The sequence below is a fragment of the Actinomadura sp. KC216 genome, from assembly GCF_004348535.1.
Taxonomy (GTDB): Bacteria; Actinomycetota; Actinomycetes; order Streptosporangiales; family Streptosporangiaceae; genus Spirillospora.
Map to the genome: position 1 here is coordinate 19828 of NZ_SMJX01000050.1, position 18266 is coordinate 38093.

15 protein-coding genes are annotated in these 18266 nt (G+C 74.2%); 10 read left to right on the forward strand and 5 right to left on the reverse strand.

Annotated features, from left to right (window positions below):
• Positions 1-10 precede the first annotated feature (10 nt).
• Complete coding sequence (locus E1264_RS44555) at positions 11-1720, reverse strand: serine/threonine-protein kinase (protein ID WP_243710874.1); 1710 nt, start codon at positions 1718-1720, stop codon at positions 11-13.
• A gap of 208 nt (positions 1721-1928) precedes the next feature.
• On the opposite strand from E1264_RS44555, the gene E1264_RS11545 reads away from it, so the two are divergent.
• Positions 1929-2534 (forward strand): CDP-alcohol phosphatidyltransferase family protein, encoded by a 606-nt coding sequence (locus E1264_RS11545; RefSeq protein ID WP_132172493.1) that lies wholly within the window; start codon positions 1929-1931, stop codon positions 2532-2534.
• Positions 2531-5053, forward strand: a complete 2523-nt coding sequence (locus E1264_RS11550) for a mannose-1-phosphate guanyltransferase (protein ID WP_132172495.1) — start codon at positions 2531-2533, stop codon at positions 5051-5053. The genes E1264_RS11545 and E1264_RS11550 overlap by 4 nt, the downstream gene beginning before the upstream one ends.
• Positions 5054-5060: 7 nt before the next feature.
• On the opposite strand, the gene E1264_RS11555 is transcribed toward E1264_RS11550, so the two are convergent.
• From E1264_RS11555 to E1264_RS11565, 3 genes are all read right to left on the reverse strand, one after another.
• Complete coding sequence (locus E1264_RS11555) at positions 5061-6476, reverse strand: aminotransferase class V-fold PLP-dependent enzyme (RefSeq protein ID WP_243710875.1); 1416 nt, start codon at positions 6474-6476, stop codon at positions 5061-5063.
• A 128-nt stretch (positions 6477-6604) separates the two neighbouring features.
• A complete protein-coding gene (locus tag E1264_RS11560) occupies positions 6605-8182 on the reverse strand; it encodes an ATP-binding cassette domain-containing protein (protein WP_132172497.1) in 1578 nt (525 codons plus the stop codon).
• A 183-nt stretch (positions 8183-8365) separates the two neighbouring features.
• Complete coding sequence (locus E1264_RS11565; protein ID WP_132172499.1) at positions 8366-9700, reverse strand: PLP-dependent aminotransferase family protein; 1335 nt, start codon at positions 9698-9700, stop codon at positions 8366-8368.
• Between the two features lie 97 nt (positions 9701-9797).
• Here E1264_RS11565 and E1264_RS11570 point away from each other — a divergent pair, with 97 nt between their 5' ends.
• On the forward strand, positions 9798-10436 hold the full coding sequence (locus E1264_RS11570) for a LysE family translocator (protein ID WP_132172501.1): 639 nt from the start codon (positions 9798-9800) through the stop codon (positions 10434-10436).
• A 60-nt stretch (positions 10437-10496) separates the two neighbouring features.
• Here the strand turns inward: E1264_RS11570 and E1264_RS11575 are convergent, their stop codons facing one another.
• Positions 10497-12656, reverse strand: coding sequence for an MMPL family transporter (locus E1264_RS11575; RefSeq protein WP_132172503.1), 2160 nt, complete (start codon positions 12654-12656; stop codon positions 10497-10499).
• Positions 12657-12811: 155 nt separating this feature from the next.
• On the opposite strand from E1264_RS11575, the gene E1264_RS11580 reads away from it, so the two are divergent.
• From E1264_RS11580 to E1264_RS11610, 7 genes are all read left to right on the forward strand, one after another.
• Complete coding sequence (locus E1264_RS11580; RefSeq protein ID WP_132172505.1) at positions 12812-13504, forward strand: response regulator transcription factor; 693 nt, start codon at positions 12812-12814, stop codon at positions 13502-13504.
• Positions 13504-14991 carry a HAMP domain-containing sensor histidine kinase gene (locus E1264_RS11585; RefSeq protein ID WP_207935861.1) on the forward strand — a complete coding sequence of 496 codons (1488 nt, stop codon included), beginning with the start codon at positions 13504-13506 and terminating at the stop codon, positions 14989-14991. The genes E1264_RS11580 and E1264_RS11585 overlap by 1 nt, the downstream gene beginning before the upstream one ends.
• A 7-nt stretch (positions 14992-14998) precedes the next feature.
• Positions 14999-15877, forward strand: coding sequence for a DUF881 domain-containing protein (locus tag E1264_RS11590; protein WP_132172507.1), 879 nt, complete (start codon positions 14999-15001; stop codon positions 15875-15877).
• 175 nt (positions 15878-16052) lie between these two features.
• Positions 16053-16385: a small basic family protein gene (locus E1264_RS11595; RefSeq protein WP_132172509.1), complete on the forward strand. Its 333-nt coding sequence runs from the start codon at positions 16053-16055 to the stop codon at positions 16383-16385.
• A gap of 83 nt (positions 16386-16468) precedes the next feature.
• Complete coding sequence (locus tag E1264_RS11600; RefSeq protein WP_165964128.1) at positions 16469-17092, forward strand: DUF881 domain-containing protein; 624 nt, start codon at positions 16469-16471, stop codon at positions 17090-17092.
• 307 nt (positions 17093-17399) lie between these two features.
• A complete protein-coding gene (locus E1264_RS11605) occupies positions 17400-17930 on the forward strand; it encodes an FHA domain-containing protein (protein WP_132172513.1) in 531 nt (176 codons plus the stop codon).
• Positions 17931-17968: 38 nt separating this feature from the next.
• The coding region (locus tag E1264_RS11610) for a MerR family transcriptional regulator (protein WP_132172515.1) at positions 17969-18266 on the forward strand (298 nt) is incomplete at its 3' end.

Below are 18266 nucleotides of genomic sequence, written 5' to 3' on the forward strand. Positions count from 1 at the left end.
GGTCCCCAGCTCAGGGGACGCTGACGGACGCGAGGATCTGGTCCATGTCTCCCTGGGCGGCGAAGGCGCTCGGGACGGACACCAGCAGCAGCCCCGGCGGGCGGCCGTCCCCCCGGTTCCGGTCGACGATCAGAAGCGCCATCGTGTCGCCGGTGACCGGCCAGCCGTTGGCCTTGGCCTGCGGGAAGTCGAAACGCACCTTCTCCAGCCAGGCCTTGCCCCCGCCGCCCACGTCGACGGGACCGGACTTGAGCGTCGTCTCGACGTGCTGGGCGGTGAACAGCTCGTCGATGACGCGGGCCTTCACACGGGCCGCGACGGCGCCGAGGTCCTGGGGCCCGGTGTAGCCGCGGCTCTCGTCGGCCCTGGGCAGCCCGGCCAGGGAGGTCGCGTTGAAGGTCGAGTCGCCGTTGCGCTGCCGCAGCGGAGAGATCTGGCCGCTGGTGAACATGCCCGGCCTCGTCCAGGCCCCTCCGGCCGCCACCCACGGCGCGCCCAGGCGGGCGTAGGAGAACCCGGCCCGCGGGTCGCCGATCCGCCCTGTCACCGCCGAGACCGGCTGCTTCGGCGGGGACGCGGACGGCGACGCGGACGACCTGCCCGGCCCCTCGTCACCGCCCCGGGTCAGCGCCAGGACGACCCCGGCCGCCAGCAGCGCCACGCCGGCGAAGAACGCGATACCGCCGAGAATCCACCTGGCCCGCGATCCGGGCCGCCGTCGCGGCGGCGGTGGCGCGGGAGCGGTCACCGCGTGATGCCCGGGAGCGGTCAGCGCGTTATGCCCGGGAGTAACGGGCGGAGGAGGCCCCGCGGGCGGCAGGCCGCCGGGCGGCACGAGAGCCTCCGCGGGAGGGGCGGGCGTGTCGAACTCGGTCGGCTGCGCGGCGCCGCCTCCCGGGGCCATCGCGGTGGCCATGGCGAGGACGGCGGGCGGCAGCCAGCCGTCGCCCGCCGCGCCCGCACAGCGCTCCAGCACCTCCGCCAGGGCGGGACGGTCCGCGGGGTCCTTGGCCAGGCACGCCGCGACCAGGCCGCGCAGCTCGGCGGGAACCCCGTCGAGATCGGGCTCCTCCCGGACGATGCGGTACAGCACCGTGTGCGCCTGGCCATGGCCGAACGGGGCGGAGCCGGTGGACGCGAACGCCAGCACCGAGCCGAGGGCGAACACGTCCGCGGCGGGACCGATGTCCCGGTCGCCGCGGGCCTGCTCGGGCGACATGTACGCGACCGTCCCGGTGATCGCGCCGGTGGCGGTGCCGGACGCGCCCTCCATCGCCCGGACGATCCCGAAGTCGATCACCCGCGGCCCGTCCGGGGCCAGGATCACGTTGCCGGGCTTGAGGTCGCGGTGCACCAGCCCGCAGGCGTGGACGGCGGTCAGCCCCTCCGCGAGCCCCGCCCCGAGGACGCGCACCGCGCGGACGGGCAGCGGCCCCTGCTCGTCCACGGCCGCCTGCAGCGAGGGGCCCGGCACGTAGGCGGTGACGAGCCACGGCCGGTCCGCGTCCGGGTCGGCATCGACGACCTGCGCGGTGAAGAACCCGCCGACCCGGCGGGCCGCCTCCACCTCGGCCGCGAACCGGCGCCGGAACAGCGGGTCGTCGCCGTACTCGGGGCGCACGAGCTTCACCGCCACCGGCCGCCCGCCGGGGGAGCGGCCGAGATACACCTGGCCCATGCCGCCGCCGCCCAGCCGCGCGGACAGCACGTATCCGCCCACAGCGCGCGGATCGTCAGCCTGTAGGGGGCCCAACACGACACCCTTTCTGGGGTGGCCCCGGCCGAGCGGGGCGTCCGGAGAGATCGATCTTTCCTCAGAGGAAGACGCGCCCGGGACGCCCTTTGTTTGCACCGGACCGCCATGAAGGGCTTTCAAAATCCTTACCGGTAGGGTCAGGATCAAGGGACCAGGGGAGGCGAACGCGTCGGTGAGCACACAGCAAGAGGCCCCGCAGGACCGGATCTTCACAGTTCCCAACAGCCTCAGCCTGGCGCGGCTGGTCGGCGTCCCGCTGTTCCTGTGGCTCGTGCTGATCGAGGCGGACTGGTGGGCGCTCGGCCTGCTGGTGTTCGCGGGGCTGTCGGACTGGCTGGACGGCAAGCTCGCGCGGATCCTGAACCAGACCAGCAAGCTCGGGACCGTCCTCGACCCGGCCGCCGACCGGCTCTACATCCTCGCGACGCTCGTCGGGCTCACGATCCGCGACATCATCCCGCTGTGGCTGGTGGTGCTGCTCGTCGCCCGCGAGCTGGCGATCGTGCCGATCGCGCCGATCGTCCGGCGGCTCGGGTACAGCGGGACGCTGCCCGTCCACTTCATCGGCAAGGCCGGGACGCTCTGCCTGCTGTACGCGTTCCCGCTGCTGCTGCTCGGCGACCATGACGGCGCGGCGGCGACGGCGGCGAAGGTGGTCGGCTGGTCGTTCGCCATCTGGGGCGCGGGCCTGTACTGGTGGGCGGCCGTCCTGTACTGGGAGCAGACGAGGCAGCTCGTGGTGGCGGGGCGGGAGACCGGCCGGGAGGCCGCCCGGTGAAGGCGGTCGTGATGGCGGGCGGCGAGGGGACGCGGCTGCGCCCGATGACCGCCAACCAGCCGAAGCCGCTGCTCCCGCTCGTCAACCGCCCGATCATGGAGCACGTGCTGCGGCTGCTGAAGCGGCACGGGTTCAGCGAGACCGTCGTCACCGTGCAGTTCCTGGCCGCGCTGATCCGCAACTACTTCGGCGACGGCGAGGAGCTCGGCATGTCGCTGAGCTACGCGACGGAGGAGATCCCGCTCGGCACCGCCGGCAGCGTCAAGAACGCCGAGGAGGCGTTGCGCGACGGCCGCTTCCTGGTGATCTCCGGGGACGCGCTGACCGACATCGATCTGACGGACATGGTGCGGTTCCACGAGCGCAACGGCGCGCTCGTCACGATCGGTCTGAAGCGCGTCCCGAACCCGCTGGAGTTCGGGATCATCATCGTGGACGACGCGGGCCGCGTGCAGCGGTTCCTGGAGAAGCCGACGTGGGGCCAGGTGTTCTCCGACACCGTCAACACCGGCATCTACGTGATGGAGCCGGAGGTCCTGGAGCACGTCGCGGCGGGGGAGCCGGTCGACTGGTCCGGGGACGTGTTCCCCGCGCTGCTCGCCGACGGCGCGCCGCTGTTCGGGTACGTCGCCGACTGCTACTGGGAGGACGTCGGCACCCACGAGAGCTACCTCAAGGCGCAGGCCGACATGCTGTCCGGGCAGGTCGGCATCGACCTGGACGGGTTCGAGGTGTCGCCGGGCGTGTGGGTCGCCGAGGGCGCGGAGGTGGACGCGGAGGCCGTCCTGAAGGGCCCGCTCTACATCGGCGACTACGCCAAGGTCGAGGCGGGCGTCGAGCTGCGGGAGTACACCGTCCTCGGCAGCAACGTGGTCGTGAAGGAGGGCGCGTTCCTGCACCGCGCGATCGTCCACGACAACGTGTTCGTCGCGCCGGCCACGAACCTGCGCGGCTGCGTGGTCGGCAAGAACACCGACATCATGGCGGGCGCCCGCGTCGAGGAGGGCGCGGTCATCGGCGACGAGTGCGTGATCGAGGCGGAGGCGTACGTCTCGTCGGGCGTGAAGGTCTACCCGTTCAAGACGATCGAGGCGGGCGCGGTCGTCAACACCAGCGTGATCTGGGAGTCGCGGGGGCAGCGCAACCTGTTCGGGCCGCGCGGCGTGTCCGGGCTGGTCAACGTCGAGATCACGCCCGAGCTGGCGGTGCGGCTCGCCAGCGCCTACGCGACGACGCTGAAGAAGGGCACGACCGTCGTCACCGGACGCGACGTCTCCCGCGCCGCCCGCACCCTCAAGCGCGCCGTGAACAGCGCGCTGACCGCGAGCGCGATCAACGTCCACGACCTGGAGGCGACGCCGCTGACCGTCGCGCGGTTCGAGACCGGCCGCCAGGACGCCGTCGGCGGCATCTACGTCCGCACCACGCTCGGCGACCCGCAGGGCGTCGACATCCTCTTCCTCGACCCGGGCGGCGCCGACCTGTCGCAGAACGCGCAGCGCAAGCTGGAGCGCGTGTTCGGGCGGCAGGAGTACCGGCGCGCGTTCCCCGGCGAGATCGCCGAGCTGACCTACCCGCCGCGCGTCGTCGAGACCTACACCCGCGACCTGCTGCGGCGCGTCGACATCAGCGGGGTGCGGGAGGCCGGGCTGAAGATCGTCCTGGACTGCGCGGGCGGTGTCGCGTCGCTGGTCCTGCCGAGCCTGCTCGGCAAGGTCGGCGTGGAGGTCCTCACCCGCAACGCCGGGCTGGACGAGGCGAACCCGACCGAGACGCTCGCCGAGCGGATGCGCGACCTGGAGCGGCTCGGCGACCTGGTGTCCTCGTCGCGGGCCGCGTTCGGCGTCCGGTTCGACCCGGTCGGGGAGCGGATCTCACTGGTGGACGAGAACGGCGAGCTGGTCGGCGACGACCGGGCGCTGCTCGTCATGCTGGATCTGGTCGCGGCTGAGCGGGGCGCGCACCGGGAGCGCCATGGCGAGCCGGCCCGGGTGGCGCTGCCGGTCACGACGACGCGGGTCGCCGAGCAGGTGTGCCGGTTCCACGGCGTCGAGGTCGAGTGGACGTCCACGTCCCAGGACGTGCTGACCAAGGCCGCCGCGCAGCGCGGCGTGATCTTCGCCGGGGACGGCCGCGGCGGGTTCCTCATGCCGGAGTTCAGCGGCACCGTGGACGGGATCGCGGCGTTCGTCCGCCTCGTCGGGCTGGTGGCCCGGACGCGCCTGACGCTGTCGCAGATCGACCGCCGCATCCCGGACGCGCACCTGCTGCGCCGCTCCGTCCCGACGCCGTGGGCCGCGAAGGGCGGCGTGATGCGGCACGTCGTGGAGGCCGCCGGGGGCCGCACGGTCGACACCACCGACGGCGTCCGCGTGGTCGAGGACGACGGCCGCTGGGTCCTCGTCCTGCCCGACCCGGCGGAGGCCGTCACCCACGTGTGGGCCGAAGGCCCGGACACCGACGCCGCCCAGGCGCTCCTGGAGGAATGGGCCGTCGTCGTGGAGCGCGCGGGGACGTGATCACGGCTCAGCAGCGTTCGCGGGGCTTGAGGCCCGTGGTGTCCGGTGCCCGGTCGCGGTAGGCGGCGGCGAGGAAGCCGATGAGGCGCTCCACGTCCGCGATGTTGGAGACCAGGCCGAGGGACGCGCGGACGGCGCCGCCGCTGGGCAGGCCGAGCACGTCCAGGTAGTCGTCCAGCGTCCGCGTCCGCAGGTGCGCGGCGAGCCGCAGCGCCCGCTCGGAGATCCCGAACGCGCCCTCCCCGGCGCCGGGATTGCAGAAGCAGCCCGTCCGGACGGCGATGCCCGCGGCGGCGGAGTCGCGGGCGACGGTCCGCTCGTCCACGATCCGGCCCCGCGCGTCGAGGACGTTGAACGCGACCGTGCCGCCGCGCCGGTCCGTGCCGTCCGGCCCGTAGAGCCTGACCAGGGGCGAGCCGTCGGAGTGCCGCAGGTCCGTGAGCCTCCGCAGGAGCAGGGCCGTCAGGCACGTCACGCGGAGGTGGATCAGGTCCATGCCGATGCCGTCGACCCAGCCGACGCCGAACTCCACGTCCGGGATGGACAGGAAGTTGAGGGTGCCGTCCTCGAACGCGGTCTCGTCGGGCGCGAGGACGTGCCAGCCGCCGAGCGCGCTGACCGCCTGGATCGTCCCGCCCGCGAACCACGGCCGCCGCAGCCGCGCCAGGGCCTCGCGCCGCGCGACCAGGCAGCCGACGCCGGTCGGGTACCCGAACACCTTGTACCAGCTCACGGGGACGAAGTCGGGCCGCGTCCGGCTCAGGTCGAGGCGGTTCGCGGGGACGAATCCCGCCGCGTCCAGCAGCACGTCGTAGCCGTGCGCGTGGGCCTGGTCGATCCAGGCGAGCGGGTGCTGGACGCCGGTGAAGTTGCTCTGCGCCGGGAAGGCCAGCAGGCCCCGGCCGTCCGCGAGCGCCGCGCCGACCTCCTCGCCCGTGACGCGCAGCTCGGGCCCGCGGACGGGAACGTGCACGGTCTCGGCGCCGCGCGCCCGCGCGAACTCCCGGAGCCCGTTCACGGAGTTGTGGTTGTCGCCCGTCAGGACGAGCCGGGCGCCGCGCCCGAACGGGTACGCCTCGCCGACCAGCCGGCACGCGGCGCTCGCGTTCGCCGTGAACACCACCGCGTACTCGTCGGGGGAGGCGTTGAAGAACGCCAGGATCCGCTCCCGCGCCCGCTCGACCAGGACCGTGGACGCCCTGGACGCCGGGTTCTCCGAATGCGGGTTGCCGAAGCAGCGGCCGGACAGCCGCTCCACATGCGCCCGGAGCTGGGCGGCGGCGGCCACACCCGACCCGCTGTAGTCGAGGTAGGTCTGCCCGTCCTCGTCCAGATGGGGGTACTCGGTCGCGCGGAGGTCGTCGAGGCGCCGGGTGTCCGCGTAGCCGGACATCACACCGGAGAAATCGGATGAGGTGCTCACAGCGCATCCCCGCTTACATGAAGCAACACCCTTAACAGAACGGTCCAAAATCGGCGGATCAATGACAAGGGGGGATTCTGGCCGTAATTGGCCCGTCACTCCGTGTTTGTTGGGTAACTGGGCGTTCGTCAGGTTCGCCGGGCGAGGACCAGGCACGTCCCCGCCAGGAACGCCGCCGTGAACCCCGCCAGCACCGCCCAGTCGACCGCGACCGCCCGCGCGAACGTGTCGCCGTACGAGGCGAGCAGCGGCGGCCCCAGCGGCGACCGCCCGGACCCCCACAGCCGCTCCACGCCGAGGCTGTGCCCGAGCCCCTCGAACGCCCACCGGTTCGACATCGCGTAGCTGAGCCACCGCCCCGGAGCCGCCATCACCGGGACGGGCAGGATCGCGCCCACGAACAGCACCTGCGGGAAGCACAGCATCGGCAGCGCCATCGTCGCCTGCGCCGGATCGGTGACCGCCGCCGACACCAGCAGACCCAGCGCCAGCGCGGCCAGCGAGCACAGCAGCAGCGTGACGAACAGCTCCGCGTACGTGCCCCAGCCCATCGCGGGGAGCCTGTCCAGGGCGCGAAGGACGCCGAGCATCAGCGCGTCCACACCGGCCAGGAGCGGCAGGAGCACCGCCGCCTTCGCCAGCACGTAGGGCCCGACCCGCAGCCCCGTCAGCCGCTCGCGCCGCACGACGGGCAGCTCCGTGCATATCTGCAGCAGCCCGTACGTCAGCCCGAAGAAGAACCCGCCGAACGCGATCCAGAACAGGATCATCACCGTCGCGCCGGGGCTCGGCGACTCCGGCGAGAACGCGCCGGGACGGAACAGCACCGCGAACATCGCCAGCACCATGACCGGCGAGCCCGCCAGCACGGCGAGCGTGAGCCGGTTCCGCGACAGCAGGTCGAGGTTCCGCCGGGCCAGCAGCGCCCACTGCCGGAACGCCCCCACGCCCGGGCCCGCCACCGGCACGGGGCCCGCGCCGAACCGTCCCTCCCACTCGTGCGGCTCCGCCTCGGCGAGCCGCAGGTAGATGTCCTCGATCCCCGTGACGCGGAACTCCTCCCGCGCCTCGTCGGGCGCGCCGTAGAACGCGAGCCTGCCGTCCCGCGCCAGGACGGCCACCCGGTCGCACACCGCGACGTCCGGCGGATGGTGCGTCGTGAGGACGACCGTCGTTCCCGCATCGGCCAGGCCGCGCAGCAGCCGCATCAGATCGGCCGCCGTGGCCGGGTCGAGCCCGGACGTCGGCTCGTCGAGGAAGAACACGCGGGGGCGCGTCAGCAGCTCGACCGCGATGCTGGCGCGCTTGCGCTCGCCGCCGCTGAGCGACCCGACCCGCTGCCCGGCGCGTCCGGTGAGCGCGAGCGCCTTCAGGACGGCGTCCACGGCCCGCTCGGCCAGCTCCGGCGGCGTCCCGGCCGGCAGCCGCAGCCCCGCCGCGTACCGCAGCGTCCGGCGCAGCGGCATCTCCAGATGGACGATGTCGTCCTGCGGCACGTACCCGAACGCCCCGGCGCCACCGTTGAAGGAGACCTCCCCTTCGGCCGGAGGCCGCACCCCGGCGATGGCGTCGAGCAGCGTCGTCTTGCCCGCCCCGCTGCCCCCGATGATCGCCACCAGCTCGCCCGAGCCGATCGTCAGCGACACGTCCCGCAGCGTGCGGCGCCCTCCGCCCGCGCGCTGCCCGACCCCCCGTACCTCGATCATCCGCCTGGCTCCCGCCTGGGCTCGCGCCCCTCGCGTCCGCCGTGCCGGGCATCGCACCCAAAGCCACGATGAACGACCACACCCCGCCAGTCCAGACACTCCTGCCTCACCCGTCGGGGGCCAGAAGTGGGCGTCGAGCGGAGCTCGTCCGTCGGATGGTGGTGGGCGGGGGCTGGAGGACGGTCAGTCGACGGGCGTGTCCTCGGGCGATCCGGCCGCGATCCCGGCGAGGACGTCGAGCGCCCGCGCGAGGGTCTCCGGGGGCGGCGACGCGAGGCCGACGCGGACGGCGCGCGGCGCGGCGGCCGTCCCGGCGGCGAAGGCGGCGGCGGGCGTGACGGCGATCCCGTGCCGCGCCGCCGCGGCCACGAACGTGTCGGCGCGCCACGGGGACGGCAGCTCCCACCAGCGGAAATAGGAGACCGGGCCGGTCCCGGCACCGGGCAGGCGGCCGGCGGCGATGCGGCTGCGGGACGCGGCGTCCGCGCGCTTGGCGCGGGTCACCGACGCGACGGTGCCGTCGGCGATCCAGCCGGACGCCGCCGCGAGCGCGAACCCGGTCGGCGCCCACGCGCCGGAGCGCAGGGCGGCGGCGACGCGCCCGGCCAGCGCGGGCGGCGGGACGGCGAACCCGACGCTCAGGCCCGGCGCGAGGCGCTTGGAGAGGCTGTCGACCACGACCGTGTGCCGCGCTGCGAAGGACGCCAGCGGCGCGGGAGCGTCCTCGCTGAGGAACGCCCACACGCGGTCCTCGATCGCGGGGAGGCCGAGCCGTTCCAGGGTCTCGGCCAGCTCGGCGCGGCGTCCCCGCGGCATCGTCGTCCCGTACGGGTTGTGCAGGGTGGGCTGGACGTACACGGCGCCGAGCGGGGCGGCGCGGTGGGCGTCGGCGAGGGTGTCCGGGATCAGCCCGTGCCCGTCGGACGCGACCGGGACGAGCGTCACGCCGAGCCGCGCCGCGATCCCCTTGATCACCGGATAGGTCAGCGCCTCGACCGCGAGCCGCCCGCCCGGCGGCACGAGCGCGGCCACGGTGCCCGCGATCGCCTGCCGCCCGTTCCCGGCGAACAGGACGCCGGACGGGTCGGGCCGCCATCCGGGCGCGGCGAGCAGCTCCGCCGCCGACTCGCGGGCCGCGGGCGTGCCCGCGACGCCGGTGGGCCCGAGCGCCGCGCCGAGGACGTCCGGGCGCAGCAGCCGCTCCATCCCGGCCGCCAGCAACGCCGCCTGTCCGGGCATCACGGGATAGCTGAGCTCCAGGTCGACTCGGGCGTCCGCGGGCTCGGCCAGCGCCGGGACGGCCGCGCGCTCCGCCGCCCGGACGAACGTCCCGCGGCCCACCTCGCCGACCACGAGCCCGCGCCGCCCGAGCTCCCGGTACACGCGGCTCGCCGTCGAGGCCGCGATGCCGCGCTCCCGCGCGAAGGCGCGCTGCGGCGGCAGCCGGTCGCCCGGACGCAGCCGCCCCGCCGCGATGTCGGCGGCCACCGCGTCCGCGACCCGCCGGTAGTCCTCCATCCCGCCGCACCTCCGATTGCACTGAGATCAATGTAATTATTGCACTGAGATTGATCGGACATCTAGCATCGGATCACATCGAGATGTCAGGAGTGCAATGATCTCGTCCAGCGCCGTGGCGGCCATCGCGATCTTCGCCCTCGGGCTCGTGCTCACCCCGGGACCCAACATGATCTACCTGGTGTCGCGGTCGGTGACGCAGGGCCGCCGCGCCGGGATGATCTCGCTCGCCGGGGTCGCCGCCGGGTTCCTCGTCTACGTCGCCGCCGTGACCGCGGGCATCGCCACCGTGTTCACGCTCGTCCCGGAGGTCTACACCGCGATCAAGGTCGCGGGCGCGGCGTACCTGCTGTGGCTCGCCTGGCAGGCGGTGCGGCCGGGCGGCACCACGCCGTTCGCCGTGAAGGACCTGCCCGCCGACCCGCCGCGCCGCCTGTTCGCCATGGGCCTGGTCACCAACCTGCTCAACCCGAAGATCGCGATCCTGTACGTGTCGCTGCTGCCGCAGTTCGCCGACCCGGAGCGCGGGAACGTCGCCGTCCAGATCATTCTGCTCAGCATCACCCAGATCACCATCGCGCTCACCGTCAACGCCCTCATCGTGCTCGGCGCCGGCGGCATCGCGGTGTTCCTGGCCCGGCGGCCCGGCTGGCAGCGGGCCCAGCGCTACCTGATGGGCACGGCGCTCGCGGGGATCGCGGTCCAGCTCGGGCTGACCCGCACCGCCGCCCACTGACCGCCCGCCCCCGCGGGACGGTCAGCGGCAACGGGCGGGCGGCGACGGGCGCTGGGCGGGTCAGACGGGGATCGGGACGCGCTCCTCGGCCTCGCGCGCGGGAAGCGGCGAGGGCCGGACGCGCAGCACCCGGGCCGCCCACCCCGGCAGCCACCAGTTCCACCGCCCGAACAGCGACACCGCCGCCGGGACGAGCAGCGCCCGCACCACGGTCGCGTCCAGCAGGATCCCGAGCCCGAGCCCGGTAGCGAAGATCTTCACCTCGACGATCGGCGCGGCGGCGAGCGAGGCGAACGCCAGGAACAGGATCAGCGCCGCGCTGGTCACGAGCCGCCCGGTCCGGCCGAGGCCCTCGACGACGGCGGCCTCGGTGGAGCCGGTCCGGTCGTACTCCTCCCGGAGCCGGGCCAGGATGAACACCTCGTAGTCCATCGACAGCCCGTACAGGAACGCGAACACCATCGCCGGGACGAACGCGGCGATCGAGCCGGTCGCGGAGATGCCCCAGAACAGGTCGCTGCCGTGGCCCTGCTGCCACACCAGCACGATCGCGCCGAGGACGGCGGCCAGCGACAGCAGGTTCAGCAGCACCGCCTTCAGCGCCAGCAGCAGCGACCGGAACGCGCGGGCCAGCAGGACGAACGTCAGCAGGCAGATGAGCCCCAGCATGTAGGGGAACGTCCCGTACACCTTGTTCGCGAAGTCGATGTCGTTCGCGGCCTCCCCGCCGACCTGCGCGCCCGGCGGCACCGCGTCGCGGACGGCCTTGACGAGGTCCTTGCCCGCGTCCGTCCCGCCCTCGTCGGCGGGCACGACGGTGATCAGCGCGGTACCGTCCCGCCGCCACATATCGCCGTCCGGCGCCGCGACCGCGTGCACGCCCCGCAGCCCCCGGAGCTCGGACGCGGCCGCCGCGGGATCCGCGCCCGGCGGCAGCAGCACGTCCACCGGCGTCAGGACACCGGTCGGCACCCCCGCCCCGCGCAGCTCCGCCAGGCCCTCGTAGGCGGGGCCCGACTTCGCCAGAGCGCCACTGTGGGGCTCGCCGAGGTTCATCCCCAGCGCGGCGAACGCGAGCCCGCCGAGGACGGCCAGCGCGGCCAGCGCCGCCGGGATCCGGAACCGGACGATCCGCCGCGCCCACGCCGTCCAGGCACGTCCCGCGCGGGACCCGTCGCTGCGCCACGGCAGCGCGACCCGGTCGAGCGCGGGCCCCATCGTGGCGAGGACGACCGGCAGCAGCGTCAGCGTCGCCAGCGCGCTCACCCCCGGGATGATCACCCCGCCGTACGCCACGCTGCGCATGAACTCGACCGGCATCACCAGCATCGCGACGAGCCCGATCCCGACGGCGGCGGCGCTGAACACCACCGCGTGCCCGGCCGTGGCCATCGCGCGCCGGGTCGCCTCGTCGGCGGACAGGCCGCGCGCCCGCTCCTCCCGCCACCGCGTCACCAGCAGCAGCGAGTAGTCGACGGCGACACCGAGCCCGATCAGCGCGACGACGAACTGCACCATGAAGTTCACGTCGGTGACGCCCGTGATCCCGTAGACGAGCAGGAACGAGGTGAGGATCGACACGGTCGCGATCACCAGCGGCACGATCGCCAGCACCGACCCGAACACGAACGCGAGGACGACCAGGGCCCCGAGCCCGCCGATGAGCGTCTCGGTGAGGACGCTCGGCCCCTCGCTGCCCGCCTCGTCCGCGAGCCCGTCCATGCTCGTCACGCGCACCTCGGCCCCGGCGGGCAGGTGCGGCCGCATCGCCTCGGCGAGCGGCCCGGCCGGTTCGGGCCCGTCGTCGATCTCGCTGGCCCCCGGCTCGACGTGCGGGTACACGAGGCCGTAGACGACCCGGCCGCCGCCGGCGGTGAAGCGGGCGTCGCCCGTGGTCCCGTACGACACGACGCGGGCGCCGAGCCGCTCACCGCCCGCCGCGAACGCCTTCGTCAGCGCGTCGCGGACGCCGGGGGAGTCCGCGGTCGTCCCGGCGGGCAGCGTGACGACCGGGACCTCGGGCTTCTCGTCACCGCCCGTCCCGTAGGCGCGGAGGATCGCCGCGTTGGCGTCCCGCGCCGCCGAGCCGGGCGGCGCGAAGTCCTCGGTGAGCCGGTCGGGCACCTGCGTGACGGCGAAGGCGCCCGCGCACGCGGCGGCCAGCCACACCAGGCCGATCAGCAGCCGGTGCCGGAGCACGAAATCGGAGAATCTGTCCATGCGCACAACTGCAGCGGCCCGCTCTTCCGGCGCCGTGTGAACGCCCTTGGGGATCCCTGTGAAACCCGACTTGAACCGGCCTCACAGGGATCTCTAAGACGTCCCACAGGACGCCCGCAGTGCGCCCGGACGCGGCCACCCGCGAGACTGGCCCCGTGACGCCCACCAAGATCCTCGTCGTGGACGACGAGGCCTACCTCGCCGACCTCGTCGCGACCGCGCTGCGCTACGAGGGCTTCGAGACGGCCGTGGCCGGGTCGGGCGCGGAGGCGCTGGCGAGCATCCCGCGCTTCGGCCCCGACCTGATCGTCCTGGACGTGATGCTCCCGGACGGCTCGGGCCTGGACGCCTGCGCCCGGCTCCGCCGCGACGGCTGCCAGGCCCCCGTCGTGTTCCTCACCGCCCGCGACGCCACCGAGGACAAGATCAAGGGCCTGACGGTCGGCGGCGACGACTACGTCACCAAGCCGTTCAGCCTGGAGGAGCTGATCGCCCGGATCCGCGCCGTGCTGCGCCGCACGAGGCCCGCCGGGCGGGACCGGGCCCGGCTGTCGTTCGCCGACCTGGAGCTCGACGAGGACACCTACGAGGTGCGGCGCGGCGGCGTCCTGGTCGACCTCACGCCCACCGAGTTCAAGCTGCTGCGCTACCTGCTCCTCAACGCCGGGCGTGTGCTGACCAAGCGGCAGATCCTCGACCACGTGTGGCAGTACGACTTCGGCGGCGGCGACGGCGTCGTCCAGACCTACGTCAGCTACCTGCGCCGCAAGCTCGACGACCGCGACCCGCGCCTGATCCACACCGTCCCGCGCGTCGGGTACATCCTCCGCATGCCCCGGGAGGGCTGATGTCGCTGCGCAGGCGGATCGTGCTGACCCAGCTCGCGCTGCTGGCGCTCGGCCTGCTGACCGCCGGCGCGTCGAGCTTCGCCGCGCTGAACGACTGGAAGAACGACAGCGAGCACCAGCGGATGACCGCCGTCGGGCGCGAGGCCGCCGCGCTGTTCGCCGAGAGCGGCCCGGGCGGCTCGTGGTCGCGGCTCTCGGAGGCGACCTCCGACCTGGACCGGCTGTGGCGCGCGGCCGGCGACGGCGGCGGCCTGCCGCTGTTCCTCCAGGTCCGCCGCGCCGACGGCACGGTGGTGGAGACCGTCTCGTTCGTCGGCGAGCCGCCGCTCCCGGACGACGTGCGCCCCGGCAAGGCGACCGGCGGCAACCCCGACGGGGAGCGGTACGTCCGCACCGAGGCCGGGCCCCGCCCCGGCAAGGGCGAGGACGACGGCCTGTTCGGGCGCGAGGGGCCCGACTGGCTGGTCCGCACCGCCTGGGTCCCCGGCGGGCGGCACTACCTCGTCACGGCCATGCGCACCACCGAGCAGGACGAGTTCTTCGGCCGCACCCTCGGCACCCAGATCAGCGTCACGCTCGTGGTGCTCGTCGGCGTCGGGCTGCTGGTGTGGCGGGCCGTCCGCCGCGCCACCCGCCCGCTGGAGGAGATCGCCGCGACCGCCGCGCGGATCGGCGACGGCGACCTCGGCCGCCGGCTCGCCGTGCACGGCCCGAAGACCGAGGTGGGACGGCTCGCCGAGGCGCTGAACGGCATGCTCGCGCAGATCGAGGCGTCGTTCCGGGAGCGGGAGGCGTCCCGGGACCGGCTGCGCCGCTTCGTCGCCGACGCCTCCCACGAGCTGCGCACCCCGGTCGCGACCGTCCGCGGCTACGCCGAGCTGTTCCGCCGCGGCGCCGCGGACCGGCCCGAGGACCTCGCCAAGGCGATGCGCCGCATCGAGTCGGAGGCCGAGCGGATGGGCCGCCTCGTCGACGAGATGCTCCTGCTCGCCCGGCTGGACCAGGGCCGCCCCCTGGAGCGCGAGCCCGTCGACCTGGCCGCCCTCGCCGCCGACGCGGTCGCCGACGCCGCCGTCGTCGAGCCGGACCGCCCGCTCGCCCTGGAAGGGGACGGCCCGGTCGTCGTCACCGGCGACGCCGGACGGCTCCGCCAGGTCCTGGACAACCTGCTGGCGAACGTCCGGCGCCACACGCCCGCCGGGACGGCCGCGACCGTCCGCGTGTCCGAACGCGACGGGGAGGCGGTCCTGGAAGTCGCAGACGAGGGCCCCGGAATCCCGGCCGGCGACCGCGCCCGCGTGTTCGAGCGCTTCTACCGGACCGACCAGTCGAGATCCCGCGACCGCGGCGGCTCCGGCCTCGGCCTGTCGATCGTCGCGGCCGTCGCCGAGGCCCACGGCGGCCGAGCGTCCGCCGCGGACGCCCCGGGCGGCGGCGCCGTGTTCACGATCACGCTGCCACGCCGGAACGCCACGTCCTTGCCATGATGGCCGGGTGATCGCACAACGAGAGGACGGCACCGGCCCGCCCGGCGAGCGGCGGCCCGACGCGTCCATGTCGCTCCTCGCCGACCTGTTCAGCGGCAAGCTCCTCGATCACGGCTACGCGGAGGCCGCGGCACGCCGCGCCGCCGCCGGCGAATCCGGCCCGGCCGGGGGACGGCTGCGCGGCGGCGGCGTCCTGCTCGTCCTCGTCCTCGCCGGGACGCTGATCGCCGTCGCGGGGGCGGAGGTCCGGCGCGGCGAGCCCGTGGCCGCGCAGGAGCGCTCCCGGCTCGTGGGCGAGATCAACGCCCGCACCGCCGAGACCGACGGCCTCCAGCGCCGCCTCGACCGGCTCCGGGCCGAAACCGAGCGCCGCCGGGCCGCCGCGCTCGCCCGCAGCGAGGACGGCCGCCGCGCCCGCAGGCACCTCGCCGCCGCGGCCGCGGCCGCCGCGGCGGAGCCCGCCACCGGCGAGGCGCTGATCGTCACCCTGGACGACGCGCCCGGTGACGGCCCGGAAGGGCGGCCCGCCGACACCGGGGGCCGGGTCTATGATCAGGACCTCCAGGTCCTGGTGAACGGGCTCTGGGCGGCGGGCGCCGCGGCCATCGGCGTCAACGGGCAGCGGCTCACCGCGGCGACGGCGATCCGCGCCGCCGGCGAGGCGATCCTGGTCGACTACCGGCCGCTCGGCCGCCCCTACGAGGTCACGGCGCTCGGCGACCCCGGCCGCCTGCGGGACGCGTTCTCCGGCTCCGCCGCCGACCGGCGGCTGCGGGCCCTGACCGAACGCTTCAAGATCAGATACGACACGCGCCGCGCCGCCGGCGCGCGCCTGCCCGCCGCGGGCGCCGTCCGGCTGCGCCACGCCCGCGAGGCGGGCCGGTGAGCCGGAGAGGAGGCCCGATGACCGGAGCGAAGCGAGGATCTTCGGGCCGACCACCCCGGGGGTCTGGGGGTCGCCCACCAGAAAGGCAGGGCCCGATGACCGGAGCGAAGCGAGGATCTTCGGGCCGGCATCTCGGGGGTCTGGGGGTCGCCCCCCGGAAACGCGGGGGCCGACGTTGATCGCGCTGATCGGGCTGGTGATCGGCGTGGCGCTGGGCCTGCTGCTCCAGCCGGACGTCCCGCTCTGGCTGGAGCCGTACCTGCCGATCGCGATCGTCGCCGCGCTCGACGCGATGTTCGGCGGGATCAGGGCCCGGCTGGAGGGCATCTTCGACGAGAAGGTGTTCGTGGTGTCGTTCGTCAGCAACACCGTCATCGCCGCGCTGATCGTCTTCCTCGGCGACAAGCTCGGCGTCGGCTCGCAGCTGTCGACCGGCGTCGTGGTCGTCCTCGGCATCCGGATCTTCTCCAACGCGGCCGGCATCCGGCGGAAGCTGTTCGGCGCATGACCGGCGGCGAGCGGAAGAACGATCAGCCCCCCGGCCTCCGTGGTCTCCTCGATTTGTTGAGGCCGCGAGTCAGCATGGGCCAATTGGCCGGGGGCCTGCTCTGCCTGGTCCTCGGATTCGCGGTCGTCGCGCAGATCCAATCGAACGAGCGCGACACCACGTTCGCCACCGCGCGGCAGGACGAGCTCGTCGGAGTCCTGTCCGATCTGGGCCAGCGATCCGAGCGCCTGCGCGGCGACCTGCGCGAGCTGGAGGACACCAAGGCGCAGCTGGAACGGGACGCCGAGGGAGGAACCGCCCTTGAGGAGGCGCGCAAGCGGGCGACCACCTATGGCCTCCTGGCGGGCACCGTCCCGGCCGAGGGCCCCGGCATCGAACTGCTGATCACCGACCCGCGCCGCGGCGTCCGGGCGATCAACCTCCTCGACGCGCTGCAGGAGCTCCGCGACGCCGGCGCCGAGGTCGTCCAGGTCAACGACGTGCGCGCCGGTGTCGACACCTACTTCCTCGACGACCGGAACGGCGTCCAGGCCGACGGGCGGCCCCTCACCCCGCCGTACCGGTTCCTCGCCATCGGCGACCCCCACACCATGACGACCGCGCTGAACATCCCCGGCGGGCTGGTCAAAACCCTCCAGGGCGCCGGCGCCGACGTCTCGATCACCCCACGCGCGAAAATCGCCGTCGACGCGATACGGTCTCCCTAGGGGAATCGGGGAAGCGGTAAACCGGACGCCGGGCTCGGGCGTCGCGATCGGGGACGTCCGCGCGGCGGCGTAGACCTGCGATCATGGCGAATGTAGTTTGGTCCAGCCGGCCCACCGTTCCAGTTGACCCCTCGGGTAATACCCGCGTAAGTTGCGGCGACCGTCCCGTAAGCGGCCGGTGGGTTGGACCGTGGTCGGGGCGGGTCCCCGGCGTGGGTTGGTTGAAGGATGCGCGTGGCGCAGGCGGCTCCCGTTCCGGCGGGACGCGCGCGGGCGGCACGCCGATGGTAGGAGGCCGAGCCGATCGATGCCGAGCGTCTACTGCACGCAGTGCGGTCACGCCAACCCGGATGATGCCCGCTTCTGCTCGAACTGCGGAACTCCGCTCACCCGGAGCCCGCTGCCTCCCCGGGAATCGCCCGGCGAGTCCACGTCCACGATCTCCATCGGAGGGTTCGAGGCGCTGGACACCGACGCGGGCGCCGAGGAGCCCTCGCTCGGGCCCGACCAGATGGCCATGGAGGCGCTGCCCCCGGGCACCGCGCTCCTCGTCGTCAAGCGGGGCCCGAACGCCGGCAGCCGCTTCCTGCTCGACAAGGACCGCACCTCCGCGGGCCGGCACCCCTCAAGCGACATCTTCCTCGACGATGTCACCGTGTCCCGCCGGCACGCCGAGTTCGCCCGCCAGGGCACCGCGTTCTCCGTCCGCGACGTCGGCAGCCTCAACGGCACCTACGTCAACCGGCAGCGGATCGACCAGGCCGGCCTGTCGGGCGGCGACGAGGTCCAGATCGGCAAGTTCCGGCTGGTGTTCCTGATCAACCCGGCGCACGGCTGACCGGGGAGAACGAGGCCGCGGCGACGATGGGAGGGGCCATGAACGCGCAGCCAGCCCGGTCCCTGATGACGATCGGGGACGTCCTCGGACTGCTCAGGCCCGAGTTCCCCGACATCACCATCTCCAAGATCAGGTTCCTGGAGTCCGAGGGCCTGGTCGAACCGGAGCGCAGCCCGTCCGGCTACCGCAAGTTCGCCGACGCCGACGTGGAGCGGCTCCGCTTCGTCCTCACCGCGCAGCGCGACCACTACCTGCCGCTGCGCGTCATCAGGCAGCACCTCCAGGCCCGCGACCGCGGCGAGAACGTCCCGCCCCTCGGCCCCGCCTCGGGGACGC